The sequence below is a fragment of the Neisseria sp. P0008.S002 genome, from assembly GCF_051962805.1.
Classification (GTDB): Bacteria; Pseudomonadota; Gammaproteobacteria; order Burkholderiales; family Neisseriaceae; genus Neisseria; species Neisseria perflava.
The window spans coordinates 86582-105382 of sequence record NZ_JBQCUY010000009.1; the positions used below are offsets into that span (position 1 = coordinate 86582).

An 18801-nucleotide genomic window follows, 5' to 3' on the forward strand; every position below is an offset into this window, starting at 1 on the left:
TCAGACGGCCTTTTTTATGTTTTTTTTTATTTAAATTTTTGCCGGATATTCGCACAAATCGTTAATCAAACATGTGCTGCATTGCGGTTTTAAAGCCTTACATGTATAGCGGCCGTGCAAAATCAACCAGTGATGGGCATCCATCAAAAATTCTTTGGGAATAAAGCGCATCAGCTTGTCTTCAACTTCGCGCACATCCTTGCCCGGAGCAATTTTGGTACGGTTAGAAACACGGAAAATATGGGTATCGACCGCCATAACAGGTTGCCCGAATGCAGTATTCAACACCACATTGGCAGTTTTACGGCCAACACCGGGCAAAGATTCCAAAGCCTCTCGGTCGGCAGGCACTTCGCCATTGTATTTTTCCAGCAAAATACGGCAAGTCTGCATGATGTGTTTGGATTTGGTTTTGTAGAGGCCTATGGTTTTGGTGTATTCCATCACGCCGTCCAGCCCCAAATCCAACATGGCTTGCGGCGTATTGGCAACGGGAAAGAGTTTGGCAGTCGCTTTGTTCACGCCGACATCAGTCGCCTGTGCAGACAATAAAACAGCGATAAGCAGCTCAAATGGCGAGCTGAAATTCAACTCGGTAGTCGGATGAGGATTGGCAGCGCGGAAACGCTCGAAAATTTCTTGGCGGATTTGTTTGTTCATAGTTGGAATTGTTTTTATATGGCGCGGCAATTATATCCGATGGAGCTGCTTCAAACAAAGCAGGCCGTCTAAAACACATTCAGACGGCCTGATAATCAAACAGCCTACTGTTTATTTTTTACTCAAAGTCAGCCCTGTCCAGCCAAACACCAGCGTCAGAGCCAAACTCAAGTAGCAGAAGAAGGCATAAGGCAGGTATTCCCAAACAGGCACACCCAAGGCATGGCTGATGAATACGCCGCAGACGCTCCAAGGCACCAACGGGTTGATGACCGTACCCGCATCTTCAAGCGTACGGGCAAGGTTGCGCGAATGCAGACCAAGCTTGTCATAAACCGGCTTAAAGGTTTCGCCGGAAAGCAGAATACTCAAATATTGCTCGCCAATCAGGAAGTTAACACCAACCGATGTCATGGCCACGCTGAAAGTAGCACGTCCGGCATTGGTCAGGAACGCACGAATGGCTTCCAGCAAAGACGGAATCACACCAATGCTGAACAACAGGCCGCCCAAGCTCATGCCGAGTATTACGATGGTTTGCGTAAAGAACATGCTTTCTAAGCCGCCACGAGAAATCAAACGGGCAATGTCTTTAAATGCTTCGCCTTCAAGTTTGTATCCGCTGTAAAACCACGCGCCCAGCTGTTTCAAATCAGGCGTACTGTGGAAGTAAGTCACAATCAGCGCCACCACAACGGTAAACAACATGGCCACAATGGCATTGACACGCATCAGGGCGAGGACAACCAATAAAGCAAACGGAATCAGCGAGTAGGCATGCACCAAACCGGTTGCTTCCAATTGCGCGCGGAAAGCCTCGACGCTGTTCATATCATGCGCGGCAACATTGGGCAAGAGCCACAACATCAAGGCCGCACTGATCAACCACGCAGGCACAGTGGTGTACATCATGTTTTTGATGTGCTCGAACAAATCAATGCCGACAATCGAAGCGGAAATACCGGTCGTATCGGAAAGCGGCGACATTTTATCGCCGAAAAACGCACCCGACACAATCGCACCTGCCGTCATCGCCATATCGGCATGAAACGCAGCCGCCATACCCATAAATGCCACGCCGACAGTCGCACAAGTCGTCAAACTACTGCCGATGGAAATACCGATGATCGAGCAAAGCGCAAACGCTGAGAAGTAAAAATAAGTCGGCGAAATCAATCCGAAACCGTAATACATCAGCGTCGGAATCGCACCACTCATCATCAGCGCGCTGACCATCAGGCCGATAAAGAAGAACAGATAAATCGCGCCCATGCCCTGCCCGACCGCGCCTATCATACCGTTTTGCATATCTTGATATTTCAAGCCGCGCATCAAACCGTACAACAGCAAGACCACAATCGCCGTCACAATCGACATATGCGGCAGCCATTCAAGCGAAATAATCGTGTAACCCATTGCCGCCACCAAAGCCAAGGCCACAGCGATGGCCTCAAAGCGCGGCATATTAAGTAAGGATTTGAAAGCAAACATTGTTCTTTGCCTTTTTAATAAGTATTTAACAGATTTTAGCATAACAGGCCGTCTGAAAAACCGGTTTCAGACGGCCTGTTGATTATTTTACGAAAACAACGCTCACAAATCCTTGCCATTTTCTTTAAAATAAATGAATTATTTAGAATAAAACATTTTTTAATTAGAATAAATGGTATTTTGTTGCTTTTTAAAATATCCATCATGCAAAAATGCCACCACTTGCTCGACCGTTTTACGGTTAAACAGCATACCGCTATGGCTGACAGGTAAAACAACATGATCGCGCATATTCGGACAATGCGTTTCGCTGACCAAAACCGTACCATCATGTTCGCCATGCAAACCTAAAACACGGCCCAGCCCATACGGTTTATTGCCGGCAATACTGCCCAACTCAACGCATTCTGGCAATTCAGGCATACCGCCGTCCAATGCGCCTTTATACGAGCCGCCCAATACCGGCTTTTGCAAACCCATATTGAACACACGTTGCGCGGCACGGCTGCCTTGATGCGGCGTACCCATGGTAACGATACGGCCGCTGACTTTATCCGGATATGCCGCTGCAAAATTGCGTAAGACCAACCCGCCCAAACTATGGCCGACAAAGTGCAGCGTTTCATCAGCATGGTTCTCATCAATCCATCGCGCTAAATCTTCAACATGTCGGTTCATCGAATGCAAAACACTGTAATAATCGAACAGCGCAACTTCAAAACCTTCTTGTTCCAGCAAATACGCCAGCGGTTTCATTACCCATGAATGCATGTGCAAGCCATGTAGCAAAATGATTTTGGCCATTTTTCCTCCTGTCATTTAAATCATTATGCCACAAAGTAAAAAGGCCGTCTGAAAACCTGATTTCCAAGTTTTCAGACGACCTTCTGCTCAAACCATGCTTACTCGTCGGCTTTATAACCTTTGAGAGCAAAGAAGACTATGTAGAGGTAGCACACGGCAGGTGCAACATAAGAAATCACCATACCGTAATCATCGGCGATCTTACCTTGGAAAACAGGAATCAACGCGCCGCCAACAATGGCGGTACAAAGAAAACCTGAAGCAGAATTGGTAAATTTGCCGAGGTTTTTGGTTGCCAGCGAAAAGATAGTCGGGAACATAATGGAGTTGAAAAAACCGATGGCAATCAACGCCCACATGGCGATGTCGGCATTACCTTTACCAACCATGATGGCAATGACGAGCAAAGCAGTAGCAACTGAGGCATTAAAGGCAAGGTAGCGGTTTGGCGCAACTCGAGTCATAACTGCCGAACCGAGGAAGCGTCCGAACATTGCACCACCCCAGTATAACACCAGCATATCTGCGGCTTTGGAATGATCAAATCCTTTCAGGAAGCCCAAAATATTGACCATGAAAGAGCCGATGGATACTTCTGCGCCAACGTAGCAGAAAATGCCAGCCACACCGAAAACAAGATGTTTGTATTGCCATACGCTGCTTTTGCCGTCGTGATTGTGTTCGCTTTCCTCAACGGCAATTTTACGTGCATCGGGCAGACGGATCATTTTCACAAAGACAGCGAGGAGGATCAACAATCCCGCCAAACCCAAATAAGGGATTTGGACGGAAGCAATTTGCTCGGCTTTGCTGGCTTTCTGAGCCGCATCTGTAAAAATGAGAAGTGAACCGATTTTCGGAGCAATAGTCGTACCCAATGAATTGAATGCCTGCACCAAAGTTAGCGTTGCAGATTCTTTGCCCGGTTTCGCCAACAGGGTTACATACGGATTACCCGCAACCTGCAACAGAGTTACACCTGAAGCAAGAATGAAGAGAGCGCCCAAGAAAGTCGGGTAAGATTGGCTGTCTGCGGCAGGATAAAACAACAAGCATCCGACGGCGGTCAGCAAGAAGCCGCCGATGACGCCATTTTTATAGCTGATTTTACCGACGAGATGCCCCATCGGAATCGACATGATGGCATAGGCGGTAAAGAAGCAGAACTGAACCAGCATCGCCTGAACATTGGTTAGCGTGAAAATTTTCTGCAGATGCGGAATCAAAATATCGTTCATGCAGGTAATGAAACCCATCATGAAAAAGAGTGTGGTTAGGACAACCAGCGCAGGAGTATGATTTTGTTGTGAATGCGCAGACATGATTTGCCTTTCGTTTTGTTAATATTTGCTGGAAAAATGAGCTTAAATCAGTTCATTAAACTTAACACCCATTAACAGCCGCCCGTATCATACTGATAATCCGTCACTTTGAAAACTATTTTCTAACAGCCGACTACATTATCCTTCAGACGTTTAATTTTAAAAATTTCAATAATATTGGATTTATCTTTTATTAGATTAAAAAATAAAGGCATAATCCTCTTACTAAGCCTATTATTTCTTTTTTACAATATCACTTGATGTAACTCAAAACATGCCACCTCTTTACGCTTACCTTGCCCTGATTGCTTCTGCCTTCACTTCAGCCACACTACTTCCGGGTACATCCGAGGCGGCATACGCCGCATTTGTGTACCAATATCCGCAACATGCCCTCGGCGCATGTTTGTGTGCCGGTTTGGCGAATGGCTTGGGCAGTATGGTTTCGTATTACATGGGCAGAATGTTTCCGGCCAAGAAAAGGCCGTCTGAAAAAGTATTGGCGCGTATACAAAGATGGGGAATTTGGCCGCTATTATTTGCATGGTTGCCGATTATCGGCGATGCCCTCCCCCTTGCCACAGGCTGGCTCAGGCTTAATGCTTTGCATTGCGCCATCATTCTGATTGCAGGCAAACTGCTGCGCTATGCCATGATTTATTGGGGAATGAACATAGTTGCCGGATAAGTTTCCACAGTCAAAAATAAAGGCCGTCTGAATGATTCAGACGGCCTTTGCCTTTAATTCGACAATTACAAGACTTTCACAATACTTTCGCACAGGTAGTCGATATTGTCATCGGTAATGCCTGCAACATTAATGCGGCCGGAACGGACGGCATAAATGGCAAACTCGTTTTTCAAACGGTCAACTTGTTCGGGAGTCAAGCCGCTGAAAGAGAACATACCGTTTTGTTCGATAATGAAATCAAAGTCTTGGGTTGCACCTTTGGCCTTGAGCAACTCAACAAATTTTTGGCGCATGGCTTTGATGCGGCCGCGCATTTCATCAAGTTCGGCAATCCATTGTGCTTTCAAATCATCATTTTTCAACACCAGCGCAATGGTGTTCGCACCGTGTGAAGCTGGGTTGGAATACAAGGTACGGATGATGGTTTTGACTTGGCTGTGGGCGCGGGCTGCAGTTTCTTCATCTTCGGCCACCAAAGTGAACGCGCCGACGCGCTCGTTGTACATACCGAAGTTTTTGGAATAAGAACTGGCAATCAGCAATTCTGTATTGTGTTTCAAGAACACGCGCAAGCCGTAGGCATCTTCTTCCAAGCCATTGCCGAAGCCTTGGTAGGCAAAGTCAAACAGTGGCAACCAGCCTTTTTCGGCAGAAAGTTTTGCCAAAGTTTCCCATTGTTCGGGCGTAGGGTCGATGCCGGTAGGGTTGTGGCAGCAGCCGTGCAGCAGGACGATGTCGCCTTTTTGCGCTTGGCTCAAGTCTTCAATCATGCCATCCCAATCCAAACCGTGTTTGGCGGCATCATAGTAACGATACGGTTTGTCTTGGATACCGACCGCTTTGGCGATGGCGTTGTGGTTAGGCCAAGTCGGATTGGAAATCCAGATGGTTTGCGCGTTCAACTGGCGTTTGACAAATTCGGCCGCAATGCGCAATGCACCTGTACCGCCAAGGCTTTGCGCTGTTTTGGCGCGACGGCTGGCAATGATTTCGTGGTCTTTACCAAATAACAGGATTTGGGTTTGCTCGTTGTAATCGGCAACGCCGTCGATGGTCAGGTAATTTTTAGTTGTCTCGCTTTCCAACAGGCGTTTTTCAGCCTCTTTGACGGCTTTGACAATAGGCGTTGCGCCGGATGCGTCTTTGTACACGCCGATACCGAGATTGACTTTTTCGGGACGGGTTTCGGCTTTAAACGCTTCGCCCAAACCTAAAATCGGATCAGCAGGAGCTGCTTCGATATGCTTGAAGAACATGATTTTTCTCTTTACAAGTGTAAAACGGTTGAAAAAATACAAATTTGTGTAATTTTACGCCGTTTCAGGCCGTCTGAAAACGGATTATTACAGGGTTTTAACGCAAGATTGCCAACAAATCCAAAGGTGTGGCAATACGGAAATCGGCGAACCAGTTTTCGGTTTGGTCTTCGGCAGAAATATAACCCCAATCGGCAAGCACGGTTATCATTCCTGCATTTTTGCCTGCCTGCATATCGCGCTCGGCATCGCCGACATAAAAACATCGCTGCGCCTCAACGCCAATCTGTTCGCACGCATAAAACATAGGCTTCACGCTGGGCTTGGGTTCATCGCAGGTATCGCCGCTGACAATGACGGCGGGAGGCGCGGCAAACCCGAGCTTAGGCACGAGGACATCGGTAAAACGCATGGGCTTGTTGGTAATAATGCCCCATTGGATACCGCGTTGAACTAAGGCTTCCAACATTTCGTTTACGCCGTCGAACAAAATGGTTTGATCGGCATAACAGCGGCTGTATTCATCCAAAAACTCTTTACGCCATTGCATATAGTCCGGATGGTCGGGCGTAATGCCTGCACCAAGTTTGAGCAAACCGCTCGCACCGTGGCTGGCCTGCGGACGGATTTCATCCATGCTTTTTTCTGGCAAACCGTGTCGGCGCAATACCGTGTTGAGCGCACCACCCAAATCAAGTGCGGTATCGGCAAGCGTGCCGTCAAGGTCGAATAATACGGCTTGGGTCATAAGTATTCCTTTGATGATTTTAGAAGGCCGTCTGAACAATCCAACAAGTTTCAGACGGCCTGAATATGGTTAATGGTGATGGTGTTCGTGCATTTCCTGCGAACACAAAACTTCATCTTTATGCGGATGCTGTTCGCTTTCAATCTGAATCGTACAATGCCCGATGTTATGATGCGCCAATTCATGTTCGATGCGGTAGGCGATTTGTTCGGACTCTGCAACCGTCATGTTGCCATCTACGACAATATGGCAGGATAAAACGTGGATATTGCTGGTAATCGTCCAAACATGCAAGTCGTGAACGGATTTTACGCCCTCCATATTGCGGATAACGCTGAGCAACTCATCGGTATGGATGTTTTCCGGCGCGCCTTCCATCAAAATGTGCAAAGTCTGTTTAAACAGCTTCCAGCCGCTGCACCCTACCAAAGCCGCCACCAATACGCTGGCAACCGTATCCGCCCATTGCCAGCCATACGCCATCATCAGTACCGCTGCGACAATCGCCCCTATCGAGCCGAACAAATCGCTGATTACGTGCAGATACGCGCCGCGCATATTGACGTTTTCTTCGGTATCGCTATTCTTCAACATATAAACGGCGACACCGATGTTGACCAGCAATCCGATGATACTAACCACCAACATGCCACCCGTCAAAATTTCCGGCGGATAAAACAATCGTTTGACTGCTTCATAAAAAATCATCGCCGCAATCAACACCAGCGATAATCCGTTAAACATCGCCGTCAAAATTTCAAAACGCTTGTAACCGAATGTCTTTTGCAGCGTGGTCTGTTTCTCGCCAAGTTTGAATGCCCACAATGCCACGCCCAGCGAAAACGCATCGCTGAACATATGCCCCGCATCGGAAAGCAGGGCCAAAGAGTTGGTCAGCCAACCGCCGACCGCCTCAACCAGCATAAATCCGGCAATGACGAAAAAGGAAATACGCAATACCTGCTTATTAGCGGTATGCGTGTGCGCGTGCGAATGATCGTGATGATGTGCCATAATGATTTTACCGTTTCAGACGGCCTTTTTATCCTGTTTCAAACTTTTCTCAAAATCTTCCAACATATCCAGCTCAAAACGGCTGAATCCTGCGCGTTCCCGTGCTTCGATATTGACGTAGCCGCGGAAGATAAACATATCGTAACGCGCAATCAGGCTGCGGAACAGTGCAACCGGTTCCAGACCGCGCTCACGGCAAAGATGCTGATACCAATGATTGCCGATGGCGACATGCCCCACTTCATCGCGATAAATAATATCCAACACATCGCAGGTTTCCACATCGCCGCGCTGTGCCACTTTTGCACGAATACCCGGCGTGACATCCAAACCGCGCGCTTCCAACACCCGCGGCACCAAAGCCATGCGCAATAAGGGATCGTAAGCAGTTTTATACGCCATATCCCACAAATGCCCGTGCGCTTCAAAATCGCCGTAATCGTAGCCCAAGCTGTTCAGACGGCCACGCATCAAGCCGAAGTGAAACACTTCTTCTTTCGCCACCCTTACCCAATCGCGTACAAACTGAAACGGCATATTGCGAAAACGATACGCCGCATCCAAAGCCAGATTAATCGCATTAAATTCAATGTGCGCAATCGCATGCAACATGGCCGCATAGCCTTCGACCGTATTCATCTTGCGCGGCGTAACTTCCGAAGGCGCAACCAAACACGGACGTAACGGATGACCGGCAAAACGGCAATCCACGGGTTTCGACTCATCAACCGTCAAACCTTCCGCCTCGCCCAAATGCGCAAACAAGGCCTGCGTCAACCTTCCCTTTTCATCCGGATTGTCCGACAGCAAAGCCTGTTCCAATAAAGGATAAGGATTCAGATACATACAAAACCATTGTTTTAAAAAGATAAATATTATAACCGTTTTAAAAAGCAAACAGAAAGACTATAATTTCACGCTTTCCGTAAAATGACATTAAATACCACACCAAACCATCGTGTGCTTCATTAAAAAAACGTCAAAACCAAATGCAGGCCGTCTGAAGAAATGAAATTATTTCAGTCACTTGATTGGATTTTTCATATTTACACAAATTAAACCCTCCATTCAGCCCCTTGCCTGTTACACCATAACGTCTATACTGAACCCATCTCTCCGAACAAGGAACCAAAACATGAAAACTACCCGACTGTTCACCCTGACCGCTGCCGCGCTGCTTTCTTCAGCTATCGGCTTTGCACAAGCCGACGCAGTGGACGCCCTGAAAAAATTCAATAATGACGCCGACGGTATCAGCGGCAACTTCAGCCAAACCGTTCACAGCAAAAAGAAAACCCAAACCACACACGGTACATTCAAAATCCTGCGCCCTGGCTTGTTCAAATGGGAGTACACCAAACCCTACAAACAAACCATCGTCGGCGACGGCAAAACCATTTGGCTCTATGACGTAGATTTGGCACAAGTAACCAAGTCCTCACAAGACCAAACCATCGGCGACAGCCCTGCCGCCATCCTCTCCAACAAAACGGCATTGGACAGCAGCTACACGCTGAAAGAAGACGGTTCTGCCAACGGTATCGACTACGTTTTGGCTACACCTAAGAAAAACAACGCCGGCTATCAATACATCCGCATCGGCTTCAAAGGCGACAACCTCGCCGCCATGCAGCTGAAAGACAGCTTCGGCAACCAAACCAGCATCAGCTTCAGCGGTTTGAACACCAAGCCTAACCTTTCCAGCGGTATGTTCAAATTTACCCCTCCTAAAGGCGTTGATGTCTTGAGCAACTAAGCTTCTAATGAAACACAAAGGCCGTCTGAACAACAGACGGCCTTTTATAACAGACGGCCTTTTATTTAGTTCAATTCAAAATCAAACACACTGTTACTTTTGACCTTGAATGGCCGCGGCAATTTTTTCTGCGCCTTTTTTCGCCCAGTCTGCCTGCTTGGCTTCCACCATCACGCGCACGACAGGCTCGGTACCGGATGCGCGCAAGACCACGCGGCCTTTGCCTTCGAGTTCTTTTTCCACTTCAGCCAAAGCCTCTTTGGAAGCGTCCTGCCAGTTTTGGCCTTTTTTGATGCGGACGTTGATCATGGTTTGCGGATACGGCTGCCAATCGGCGCAAACGGTGGCAAGGTCTTGATTCAAGGTTTGCAATGCGGCCAAAACTTGCAGCGCGGAAATGATGCCGTCACCGGTATTGTGTTTGTCCATACACAAAATATGACCGCTGGCTTCGCCGCCAATCAGCCAACCGCGTTGGTGGAGCTGTTCCAACACATAGCGGTCGCCCACTTTGGCGCGGCAGAAATCAACGCCCTGCTCTTTCAAAGCAACTTCCATCGCCATATTGGTCATTACCGTACCCACCACGCCGCCGATCTCCACGCCTTCGTGCGCGCGTGCTTTGGCAATCACATAAATCAAGCTGTCGCCGTCATACACTTTGCCATTGCGGTCAACCATCATCAAACGGTCGCCATCGCCATCCAAGGCAATGCCGTAATCGGCTTCATTTTGCAACACAGCCGCTTGCAAAGCTTTCGGATGGGTCGCACCACATTTCTCATTGATGTTGTAGCCGTTTGGCTCATCACCGATGCTTACTACTTGCGCACCCAATTCGTGGAATACTTTAGGCGCAACTGCATAGCCCGCACCATTGGCGGTATCGACCACCAATTTCAGACCGCGCAAGTCCAAATGGCTTGGGAAAGTGGATTTACAGAACTCGATATAGCGGTCATCCGCACCATTAATCCGGCGCGCACGGCCTAAACGGCTGGATGGCTGTGTTTTCATTTCCTCATCGATTTTGGCTTCGATTTCCAATTCGATTTCATCGCTCAACTTCACACCGCCTTCGGCAAAGAATTTAATGCCGTTGTCAGAATAAACGTTATGGGACGCAGAAATCATCACACCGGCAGACAAACGCAAAGCACGGGTCAGATACGCTACGCCCGGGGTTGGCAGAGGGCCGGTTTGAATAACGTTGACACCGGCAGCAGTAAAGCCGGCAATCAGCGCGGCTTCCAGCATATAGCCTGAAATACGCGTGTCTTTACCGATCAAGACGGTTGGTTTGATTTCGCCTTCGTGCTGCACCAAAACCTGACCTGCCGCATAGCCTAATTTCAGGACAAAATCAGGATTGATAGGAAACTGACCGACTTCGCCGCGCACACCGTCAGTACCGAAATATTTTTTTGCCATGAGATAACTCCGTGATTGTTTTGTCGTATGTGAATATGGTTGAACTTCTTTAAAAGAATCTTGATTGTATTCGAAGGCCGTCTGAATCTTTCAGACGACCATTGATCATGAGAATAATTTACTACTTCAGTATTATAGCAAGATCCAGATTTCCTGCACGAAAAAAGCGCATCCTTTTGCAGAATGCGCTTCCTATTCGAGATTCAAAATCAAATCTTAGAATTTAGCACCAGACTGATTAGCCATGTAATCAACTGCAGCTTTCACTTCATCATCGCTCAGGCTGCCGTTACCGCCTTTGGCAGGCATTGCGTTAAAGCCTTCGAGTGCGTGTTTGTGCAGGGTGTCTTTACCTTGTTTGATACGAGGAGCCCAGTCTTCTTTTTTACCTACATGAGGAACACCTGGAACTGCACCGCCGTGACATGCTTGGCAGTTGGCTTCGTAAACTTTTTTGCCGTCTGCGCCACCGGCTGCTGGAGCTGCCGCACCTTTGTCATCTGCTTTGGCCACATCTGCTTTAGGGGCTTCTGCAGGAGCTGCACCTTCAGCCGCCGGAGCTGAAGCGGCTTCACCGGAAGCGGCTGCATCGGCAGGAGCTGCGGCATCAGGATCAGGGAAAGTACCGCCGGCTTTGTTGGCCATATAAGTAATGGCGCGTTTCAATTCTTGATCGGTCAAATCAGCCGCACCGCCTTTGGCAGGCATTGCGTTGAAACCATTCAGAGCGTGTTGGAACAAGGTATCGAAACCTTGTGCAATGCGAGGCGCCCAATCGCCTTTGTTTTCAAATTTAGGCGCGTTAGGAACGATGCTGTCTGCCGCGTGACATTGAATACAGATTTTGTTGAAAATCTGATCGCCTTGACGCTCGCCGACTGGAATACCATCGCCCAATTTCAGTTGGCCGACTGGCTGGATACGGGTTTGAGTCGCAGCTTCGGTTGTTTCGGCAACATCGCCGAATGAACCGCTTCCCGCCAGTTTGATCAGGAAGTAAATCACTGCAATGACAATAACGATACCGCTCACAAGGGTGAACAATGCAGAGCCTTGGGCTTTGTGGTCGCGGAGTTGTTTCATTTGGTAGGCCTCGCCGTTAGGTTAGGTTGTGCTGTAAGTTATAGTTTATGTGTTAAACGCAGTTAACAATATTTTGCTGGATTATACTGAATTCGCAAAGGCTTTCCAATCCATCTTGAGAAAAAGATACGCAAAAATCCTCAAAAGGCCATCTAAATTCTGCTAAGCCTTTGTAGTTAATTGATTATTCCAGCTATGCAAAAAAGTGACCGCCAATGCCACTTTCAGACACTTTCAAGATAAACTTTGCCAATAAAGCCAATATGCGTTAACCTTACGGCTTTCGCACCCATAGCTCAGTTGGAAGAGTGTCAGTTTCCGAAGCTGGAGGTCACAGGTTCGATCCCTGTTGGGTGCGCCAATTATAAATAGGCCGTCTGAAAGATGAAAATTTTTCAGACGGCCTTTTGATTTACTTCAAATAAAACTACATTCAATTTCAGATTGAACGGCTATTACAACACTTTGGCAAATGCTTCGGCCACATAATCGATATTCGATGCATTCAATCCTGCCACACACATCCTACCCGAATCCAGCAGGTAAACGGCAAACTCGTCACGCAGGCGGTGTACCTGCTCTACGGTTAGGCCTGTATAGCTGAACATACCGCGCTGTTTGATGAAATAGCTGAAATCACGATTGGGGATTTTGGCCGTCAAAACATCATAAAGTTTCTGACGCATGGCACGGATGCGGTCGCGCATGGCGTAAACCTCGTTTTCCCACAAAGCGCGTAGCTCATCGCTGTTCATCACATCAGAAGCGATGTATGCGCCATGCGCGGCAGGACTGGAATAAATGCGGCGGACGGTAAATTTCAACTGTCCGAACACCAGCTCTGCTTCTTCCTTATTGGGACACACTACGCTCAAACCACCGACGCGCTCGCCGTACAGCGACAGGTTTTTCGAGAAAGAGTTGCTGACAAACAAAGGCAGACCCATTTCGACGGCTTTGCGAATTGCATACGCATCGCTGTCTAAATCTTCGCCGAAACCTTGATAGGCAATATCCATAAACGGAATCAGCTTGTGCGTTTTGATAATATCCAACACTTCATCCCATTGCGCTTTCGACATATCTACGCCGGTCGGGTTTTGACAGCATGGATGCAAAATCAAGACGCTGTTTTCCGGCAATGTTTTGAAAAACGCAGTCATTTCTTCAAATTTCACGCCGACGGTTTCAGGGTTGTAATAAGGATACGTCCCCACTTCAAAACCTGCGCCTTCAAAAATGCCTTTATGGTTGTCCCAAGTCGGATCGCTGACATAGGCTTTTGCATCAGGGAACCAACGGCGCAAAAAGTCGGCACCGACTTTCAACGCCCCCGAGCCGCCTAAAGTCTGTACGGTCGCAACGCGACCTTCTGCCAATGCCGGATTATCCTTGCCAAACAACAAACGCTGAACGGCACTCCGATAAGTATCCAAACCTTCCATCGGCAGATAAGGAGAGGGGCGCGGTACGGCCGCACGCTCTGCTTCTGCCCGGCGGACAGATTCCAAAACCGGCATTTTGCCTTCGTCATCAAAATAAATGCCTATGCTCAAATTGACTTTTTCAGGACGCTCGTCGCGTTTGAAGGTTTCAACCAAACTCAAAATCGGGTCGCCCGGATAATACTCGACATGACGGTACATGGTGCTTCCTTTGTTTTCAGACAGAATTAATGAAGATTGTGGCACTAAAAGGCCTTATTTGCAAAATCAGGCCGTCTGAAAAATTCAGACGGCCTGATTATTTTTAAACGCTACCAATCTACTCGTTTCAAATCGTTTTGTGCCAATACATCCGCATGCTCGCTGCGGCTTTGATATTCCCTGTCCTGCAAAATGCGGCGGGCGACATAATTCAAATGCAGTTTGGCCGCTTCCGCCGCCTCAGCCGGTTTGGCCTGGGCAATGGCTTCAAAAATAGCGCGGTGCTGGGCAATTAGCGTCGGGCGCGGGTCTTCGGTTTGATGGATATAGATAATGCCGCTGCGTGTTTGCTGATAAAGCATTTTGAGCAGGCTGCTGGAAAGGTGGCTGAACAGGATATTGTGTGCGGCATCAGCAATAGTTTGATGGAAACTGACGTCTGCCTCGGCTTGATGTTCCAAATTTCCGCTTTCACAGGCCGTTTCAAACTTCTGCTGCCAGAAGTCAATACGTTTCAAATCGGCGTCAGTCCGTCTTTCGGCGGCCAGCGCCGCCATACAGCCTTCAACGTGACAACTGAAATCGAATACGTCTGTTTCCCAATTGGTATGTTTGCCGAGCAACTCCTGCCAGCTTTGCAAAAAATCCTGCTGCGGCTTGACGGAAACATAATAGCCATCGCCCTGCCGCGCTTCCAAAACCTGCTTGGCAATCAAGATATTCAATGCCACCCTGACTGACGGACGCGATACGCCGAATTCTTCCGCAAGCGTACGTTCGGGAGGCAATTTACTGCCTTCTTCATAAATGCCGGTCGCGATACGTTCTTCCAAAACGGCTAAAACCTGATCGCTGATTTTTTGCGGACGAACCAATTTCGTCATGTTGTATTCCTGATGATTGAAGGACAGTTGTATTCAAACGGCCATAAATTGGATTGACCAATTGGCCGCTCATTCTAATCAATCCCCTATTTTTTCGTCAAGGAATGCCATTCTTCCCATCGCAAGCAGTTTAATTCAAACACATTCATTTTTATCAAGTAACCTCACCAATGCCTTCAAATCAATATTTTGGTATGACCAATCTTAATAAACAACCTATGCGCCCAAAATCTGAAAATATTGATTTAGATTAAAATCCCGCTGCTTCTATTTAACTAGACTTTATGTATAATACTTAGGTATTAGTTAACATAATTCCTAATAATAGAGAGAAACAATATGAAATACCCACCATTACTTATCTTACCCATTACCTTAGCCGTATCCCAAACATGGGCAGATACCGATCCTACACCTGAAGAAACGGTTACCCTTTCCCCTGTCACCGTCACCGGCACACAACAACAAAAAGCCAACCGCGTTACTTTCAACCCCAAAGCTGCTTTGCAACCCCTCCCTGCCGGAGACGGGGCAGACCTTTTACAATCCGTGCCCAACATGAGCATCATCCGTAAAGGAGGTAGCTCGGGCGATCCGCTGTTCCGTGGTTTGGGCGGCTCGCGCCTCTCCGTCAATGCCGACGATCAGTTTATTTATGGCGGTTGCGGTATGCGCATGGACCCGCCGACTGCCTATATCCACCCCAATTCATTTGATAAAGTCGTGGTTACTAAAGGCCCGCAAACCGTTACCCAAGGCATGGGTTTGGTCAGCGGCTCAGTGCAATTTATCCGTACAGATCCTGATTTCACTGAGAAACCTTACAATATTAACGCCACCCTGACAGCAGGCAGCAACGACCGCCTTGACGGCTCGCTGGAAGCCGAGTTCGGCGGCAAATACGGCTATGTCCGTACCAATATCTCCCATAACGAAGCCGACGATTACAAAGACGGCGACGGCAACCGCATTCACTCCCACTTCAAACGCGACAGCCAAATGTTGCAACTGGGTGTTACTCCGACAGAAAACACCACCATTGCCGGCACATACGAGCGCAGCAGAGCCAAGGTTGCCTACGCCGACCGCATGATGGACGGCAGCAAATTCGACCGTGATGCGTGGAATATCCGTTTTACCCAACGCAACCTCACACCATGGTTCAGCGAGTTGGAACTGCGCTACGGTAAAAGCGAAATCGACCACGTGATGGACACATACAGCCTGCGTACCATCTACAATCCTGCCGGCAAGCAGATTAAAAATGCCAACAACCCTAAACGCAATACCGATACAGGCCGTCTGAAAGCCACTTTCGATTGGGACAAGCTCAACCTGCAAACCGGTTTGGATTATTTGGACGACGTCCACGTCGCGCGTCATGAGCGTGGCGGCGACGGCTACAGCCACAAGCCTTACATGCCCAACCAAAGTTTCAAACAATGGGGTATTTTCACCGAAGCCTCTTGGCAACAAACCGACAATCAACGCTGGGTAGCAGGTTTTCGCCATGACCAAGTCAAAGCGCATTACGATACCGCGCGTGTTACCGACCCCGTTTTGAAACATCAGAAATTCAATTTGAACTCAGGCTTCCTGCGTTGGGAAAGAAATACGGACAACGGTCTGAAATACTATGCCGGATTCGGCATTGCCGAACGCGCGCCTGACTACTGGGAACGCCTGCACTCTGAAAACAAAGCCATCCGCGCAGAGCAAAACCGCCAAATCGATGCAGGCGTAATCTGGAAACGTCCTAATCTCCACGCATCCGTATCCGTATTCGGCAGCGACATCAAAGACTTCATCATGATGGAGAGCAAAGACAAGATTTTCAACGTGCGCAACATCAACGCTTCACGCTTTGGCGGCGAAGCCGAAGTCAAATGGACATTTGCGCCTAACTGGGAAGTCGGCACCAGCCTCGCCTACACCCACGGCAAAAACCGTACCGACGGCAAACCTTTGGCACAAACGCCACCGCTCGAGTGGAACAACACCCTCGCCTTTGACAACGGCAAATTCAGTGCGGGCGCATTATGGCGCGTCGTGGCCAAACAAAACCGTTACAGCAAAGGCCAAGGCAATATCGTCGGCCAAGACATCGGCGCTTCTTCGGGCTTTGGCGTACTCTCGCTCAACGCTGGTTGGAAATTCAGCAAATACGCCACATTACAAGGTGGCGTGGACAACGTGTTCAACAAAAACTATGCTGAATTCGTCAGCCGCGGCGGCGACCCGTCTGCCGGTACACAAACCATGCGCGTGAACGAACCCGGCCGTACTGCATGGCTGAGACTGCAAGCGAAGTTCTAATCAGCCTCATGCGTATATAAAAAGGCCGTCTGAAAAATTTTCAGACGGCCTTAATATTTTTAATGATGTTTTTAAACAAACAGTCCGGCGAAACAATGCAACGCCGGACTGTTTGCTCTCTATCGGATTAAATCAAACCCAAAGAGTTGATGAACACCACAATAATCGCAATCGGCGCAAGATAGCGAAGCGCACCCAACCACAGATAAAGCAGCTGTTTCGGAATGGTACTGCCCATGCCCGCATCGCGCAGAACGGACTGTTTGTCCTGAACCCATGACGTAAACACGGCAACGCTCAATGCGCCAATCGGCATGATGACGGCAGAAATAATGAAATCCCACAAGTCAAAAATGGTTTTGCCGAAAATTTTAAACTCGCTCCATACACCGAAAGACAGCGCAGAAGGAATGCCGACCACAAAAATCGCAATACCGATTATCCAAGCATGGCTGCTGCGTTTTTTCTCATCTTGGCGGATGGTTGCCGCGATGACGGTTTCCAACATGGAAAACGCGGAAGTCAGCGTGGCAAAAACAACCAACAGCATAAACACGGCAAACAAATACGTACCCATCGGCATTTTCATGAAGACCGCAGGCAATACGACAAAAATCAAACCTGGGCCTTGACCGGGTTCAAAACCGAAGGCAAATACCGCAGGGAAAATCACCAAACCGGCCAGCAGCGACACAAACAGGTTCATCCACATAATCACATGGCCGGAACGGAACATATCCTGATCCTTACCCAAATACGAAGCATAGGTAATCATCGCGGACACGCCGATACTCAAGGCAAAAAACGCCTGACCCAAAGCAGTCAGCATCGTGCCGGGTTTCAAATACGACCAATCAGGTTTCAACAAGAATGCCACGCCGTCCATTGCGCCGGGCAAAGTCAGCGAACGGATAGCCAATGCAATAAAGAGGATAAACAAACCCGGCATCAACACGCGGTTTGCCTTTTCAATGCCGTCTGAAACGCCGCCTTTGACCACCCAAATGGTAATCAGCATGAACAAACCTTGGTAAAACAGCGAACCAAACGGCGAAGAAATCGTTTTACCAAACAAGGCCTCAAAGTCTGCACCGGCATGAATTTCGCCGGTAAAGCTGTGTACCACATAGTTCAATACCCAGCCGCCGACCACGCTGTAAAACGACAGCAAGATAAAACAAGCGACCACGCCCATGCGGCCAACCCACGGCCACTGCGAACCGGGGCGCAATACTTTGAAGGAATCGATGGCGTTTTTACCGCCCGTACGGCCGATGTAAAACTCGGCCAATTGGACCGGCAAGGCTACCAAAATCGTAAAAATCAAAAACAAAAGAAAAAATACGGCACCGCCGTTTGTACCGGCCGTATAAGGGAATTTCCAAATTGCACCCAAACCGATGGCCGAACCTGCCGCAGCAAGCACAAAGCCGATTTTGGATGACCAAGATGAATGGTTGCTCATGATGTAATATTAAGAAACGTGAAGATGCCGAATTGTAACAGGGTGAAGTCAAGCCGTGAGTGGCTGGCAGACAGCCGATAAGCAATTCGCACGGATGGTGCGTACTTACCAAGCAAATTAGCATGAATTTTTGATAATTAAACTTTTAATAGCACAAATTTTATTTTTATATTTCAAATTTGACGGTTTATTTTAAAAATAAGCATATAAAAGGCCGTCTGAAACCTTGTTTTT

Annotated in this window: 16 protein-coding genes and 1 tRNA gene; 4 read left to right on the top strand and 13 right to left on the bottom strand. The window is 48.2% G+C overall.

Annotated features, from left to right (window positions below):
• Positions 1-30: 30 nt before the first annotated feature.
• From nth to ACTHSA_RS10110, 4 genes are all read right to left on the bottom strand, one after another.
• Entirely contained in the window at positions 31-660 is a 630-nt protein-coding gene (gene nth / locus ACTHSA_RS10095; RefSeq protein WP_063068919.1) for an endonuclease III, read from the bottom strand.
• 111 nt (positions 661-771) lie between these two features.
• Positions 772-2151 carry a Na+/H+ antiporter NhaC gene (gene nhaC, locus ACTHSA_RS10100; RefSeq protein ID WP_049344642.1) on the bottom strand — a complete coding sequence of 460 codons (1380 nt, stop codon included), beginning with the start codon at positions 2149-2151 and terminating at the stop codon, positions 772-774.
• Between the two features lie 159 nt (positions 2152-2310).
• Positions 2311-2955 carry an esterase/lipase family protein gene (locus ACTHSA_RS10105; protein ID WP_440378882.1) on the bottom strand — a complete coding sequence of 215 codons (645 nt, stop codon included), beginning with the start codon at positions 2953-2955 and terminating at the stop codon, positions 2311-2313.
• A 98-nt stretch (positions 2956-3053) separates the two neighbouring features.
• Positions 3054-4277, bottom strand: coding sequence for a sugar MFS transporter (locus ACTHSA_RS10110; protein WP_440378883.1), 1224 nt, complete (start codon positions 4275-4277; stop codon positions 3054-3056).
• Between the two features lie 274 nt (positions 4278-4551).
• Here ACTHSA_RS10110 and ACTHSA_RS10115 point away from each other — a divergent pair, with 274 nt between their 5' ends.
• Complete coding sequence (locus ACTHSA_RS10115) at positions 4552-4965, top strand: YqaA family protein (RefSeq protein ID WP_004520647.1); 414 nt, start codon at positions 4552-4554, stop codon at positions 4963-4965.
• 65 nt (positions 4966-5030) lie between these two features.
• Here ACTHSA_RS10115 and ACTHSA_RS10120 read toward each other — a convergent pair whose 3' ends face one another.
• From ACTHSA_RS10120 to ACTHSA_RS10135, 4 genes are all read right to left on the bottom strand, one after another.
• Complete coding sequence (locus tag ACTHSA_RS10120; protein WP_004520646.1) at positions 5031-6224, bottom strand: amino acid aminotransferase; 1194 nt, start codon at positions 6222-6224, stop codon at positions 5031-5033.
• 97 nt (positions 6225-6321) lie between these two features.
• Positions 6322-6972, bottom strand: coding sequence for an HAD family hydrolase (locus ACTHSA_RS10125; protein WP_004520645.1), 651 nt, complete (start codon positions 6970-6972; stop codon positions 6322-6324).
• Between the two features lie 69 nt (positions 6973-7041).
• The gene (locus ACTHSA_RS10130; protein WP_004520644.1) at positions 7042-7986 is read right to left on the bottom strand and encodes a cation diffusion facilitator family transporter; all 945 of its coding nucleotides are present in this window, start codon (positions 7984-7986) and stop codon (positions 7042-7044) included.
• 15 nt (positions 7987-8001) lie between these two features.
• Complete coding sequence (locus ACTHSA_RS10135; RefSeq protein WP_004520643.1) at positions 8002-8832, bottom strand: ferritin-like domain-containing protein; 831 nt, start codon at positions 8830-8832, stop codon at positions 8002-8004.
• Positions 8833-9121: 289 nt separating this feature from the next.
• Between ACTHSA_RS10135 and lolA the strand changes: the two genes are divergently transcribed.
• Positions 9122-9742 carry an outer membrane lipoprotein chaperone LolA gene (lolA, locus tag ACTHSA_RS10140; RefSeq protein WP_004520641.1) on the top strand — a complete coding sequence of 207 codons (621 nt, stop codon included), beginning with the start codon at positions 9122-9124 and terminating at the stop codon, positions 9740-9742.
• Between the two features lie 93 nt (positions 9743-9835).
• Here the strand turns inward: lolA and glmM are convergent, their stop codons facing one another.
• Both glmM and ACTHSA_RS10150 read right to left on the bottom strand, forming a co-directional pair.
• Positions 9836-11173 (bottom strand): phosphoglucosamine mutase, encoded by a 1338-nt coding sequence (glmM, locus tag ACTHSA_RS10145; RefSeq protein ID WP_004520640.1) that lies wholly within the window; start codon positions 11171-11173, stop codon positions 9836-9838.
• Between the two features lie 216 nt (positions 11174-11389).
• Positions 11390-12256 (bottom strand): c-type cytochrome, encoded by an 867-nt coding sequence (locus ACTHSA_RS10150; protein ID WP_070503767.1) that lies wholly within the window; start codon positions 12254-12256, stop codon positions 11390-11392.
• 285 nt (positions 12257-12541) lie between these two features.
• Here ACTHSA_RS10150 and ACTHSA_RS10155 point away from each other — a divergent pair.
• Positions 12542-12617 (top strand) — tRNA-Arg (locus ACTHSA_RS10155).
• Between the two features lie 94 nt (positions 12618-12711).
• Here the strand turns inward: ACTHSA_RS10155 and ACTHSA_RS10160 are convergent.
• The gene (locus ACTHSA_RS10160) at positions 12712-13902 is read right to left on the bottom strand and encodes an amino acid aminotransferase (RefSeq protein ID WP_004520638.1); all 1191 of its coding nucleotides are present in this window, start codon (positions 13900-13902) and stop codon (positions 12712-12714) included.
• 110 nt (positions 13903-14012) lie between these two features.
• Positions 14013-14786, bottom strand: a complete 774-nt coding sequence (locus tag ACTHSA_RS10165) for a FadR/GntR family transcriptional regulator (protein WP_004520637.1) — start codon at positions 14784-14786, stop codon at positions 14013-14015.
• A 339-nt stretch (positions 14787-15125) separates the two neighbouring features.
• Here ACTHSA_RS10165 and ACTHSA_RS10170 point away from each other — a divergent pair, with 339 nt between their 5' ends.
• On the top strand, positions 15126-17102 hold the full coding sequence (locus ACTHSA_RS10170; RefSeq protein ID WP_004520636.1) for a TonB-dependent copper receptor: 1977 nt from the start codon (positions 15126-15128) through the stop codon (positions 17100-17102).
• 127 nt (positions 17103-17229) lie between these two features.
• Here the strand turns inward: ACTHSA_RS10170 and ACTHSA_RS10175 are convergent, their stop codons facing one another.
• Entirely contained in the window at positions 17230-18567 is a 1338-nt protein-coding gene (locus ACTHSA_RS10175) for a sodium-dependent transporter (RefSeq protein WP_440378884.1), read from the bottom strand.
• Between the last annotated feature and the right edge of the window lie 234 nt (positions 18568-18801).

What these genes read in the sequence shown, in the direction of transcription:
- nth (WP_063068919.1), bottom strand. Translation starts at nt 660, where the DNA reads ATGAACAAACAAATCCGCCAAGAAATTTTCGAGCGTTTCCGCGCTGCC.
- nhaC (WP_049344642.1), bottom strand. Translation starts at nt 2,151, where the DNA reads ATGTTTGCTTTCAAATCCTTACTTAATATGCCGCGCTTTGAGGCCATC.
- ACTHSA_RS10105 (WP_440378882.1), bottom strand. Translation starts at nt 2,955, where the DNA reads ATGGCCAAAATCATTTTGCTACATGGCTTGCACATGCATTCATGGGTA.
- ACTHSA_RS10110 (WP_440378883.1), bottom strand. Translation starts at nt 4,277, where the DNA reads ATGTCTGCGCATTCACAACAAAATCATACTCCTGCGCTGGTTGTCCTA.
- ACTHSA_RS10115 (WP_004520647.1), top strand. Translation starts at nt 4,552, where the DNA reads ATGCCACCTCTTTACGCTTACCTTGCCCTGATTGCTTCTGCCTTCACT.
- ACTHSA_RS10120 (WP_004520646.1), bottom strand. Translation starts at nt 6,224, where the DNA reads ATGTTCTTCAAGCATATCGAAGCAGCTCCTGCTGATCCGATTTTAGGT.
- ACTHSA_RS10125 (WP_004520645.1), bottom strand. Translation starts at nt 6,972, where the DNA reads ATGACCCAAGCCGTATTATTCGACCTTGACGGCACGCTTGCCGATACC.
- ACTHSA_RS10130 (WP_004520644.1), bottom strand. Translation starts at nt 7,986, where the DNA reads ATGGCACATCATCACGATCATTCGCACGCGCACACGCATACCGCTAAT.
- ACTHSA_RS10135 (WP_004520643.1), bottom strand. Translation starts at nt 8,832, where the DNA reads ATGTATCTGAATCCTTATCCTTTATTGGAACAGGCTTTGCTGTCGGAC.
- lolA (WP_004520641.1), top strand. Translation starts at nt 9,122, where the DNA reads ATGAAAACTACCCGACTGTTCACCCTGACCGCTGCCGCGCTGCTTTCT.
- glmM (WP_004520640.1), bottom strand. Translation starts at nt 11,173, where the DNA reads ATGGCAAAAAAATATTTCGGTACTGACGGTGTGCGCGGCGAAGTCGGT.
- ACTHSA_RS10150 (WP_070503767.1), bottom strand. Translation starts at nt 12,256, where the DNA reads ATGAAACAACTCCGCGACCACAAAGCCCAAGGCTCTGCATTGTTCACC.
- ACTHSA_RS10160 (WP_004520638.1), bottom strand. Translation starts at nt 13,902, where the DNA reads ATGTACCGTCATGTCGAGTATTATCCGGGCGACCCGATTTTGAGTTTG.
- ACTHSA_RS10165 (WP_004520637.1), bottom strand. Translation starts at nt 14,786, where the DNA reads ATGACGAAATTGGTTCGTCCGCAAAAAATCAGCGATCAGGTTTTAGCC.
- ACTHSA_RS10170 (WP_004520636.1), top strand. Translation starts at nt 15,126, where the DNA reads ATGAAATACCCACCATTACTTATCTTACCCATTACCTTAGCCGTATCC.
- ACTHSA_RS10175 (WP_440378884.1), bottom strand. Translation starts at nt 18,567, where the DNA reads ATGAGCAACCATTCATCTTGGTCATCCAAAATCGGCTTTGTGCTTGCT.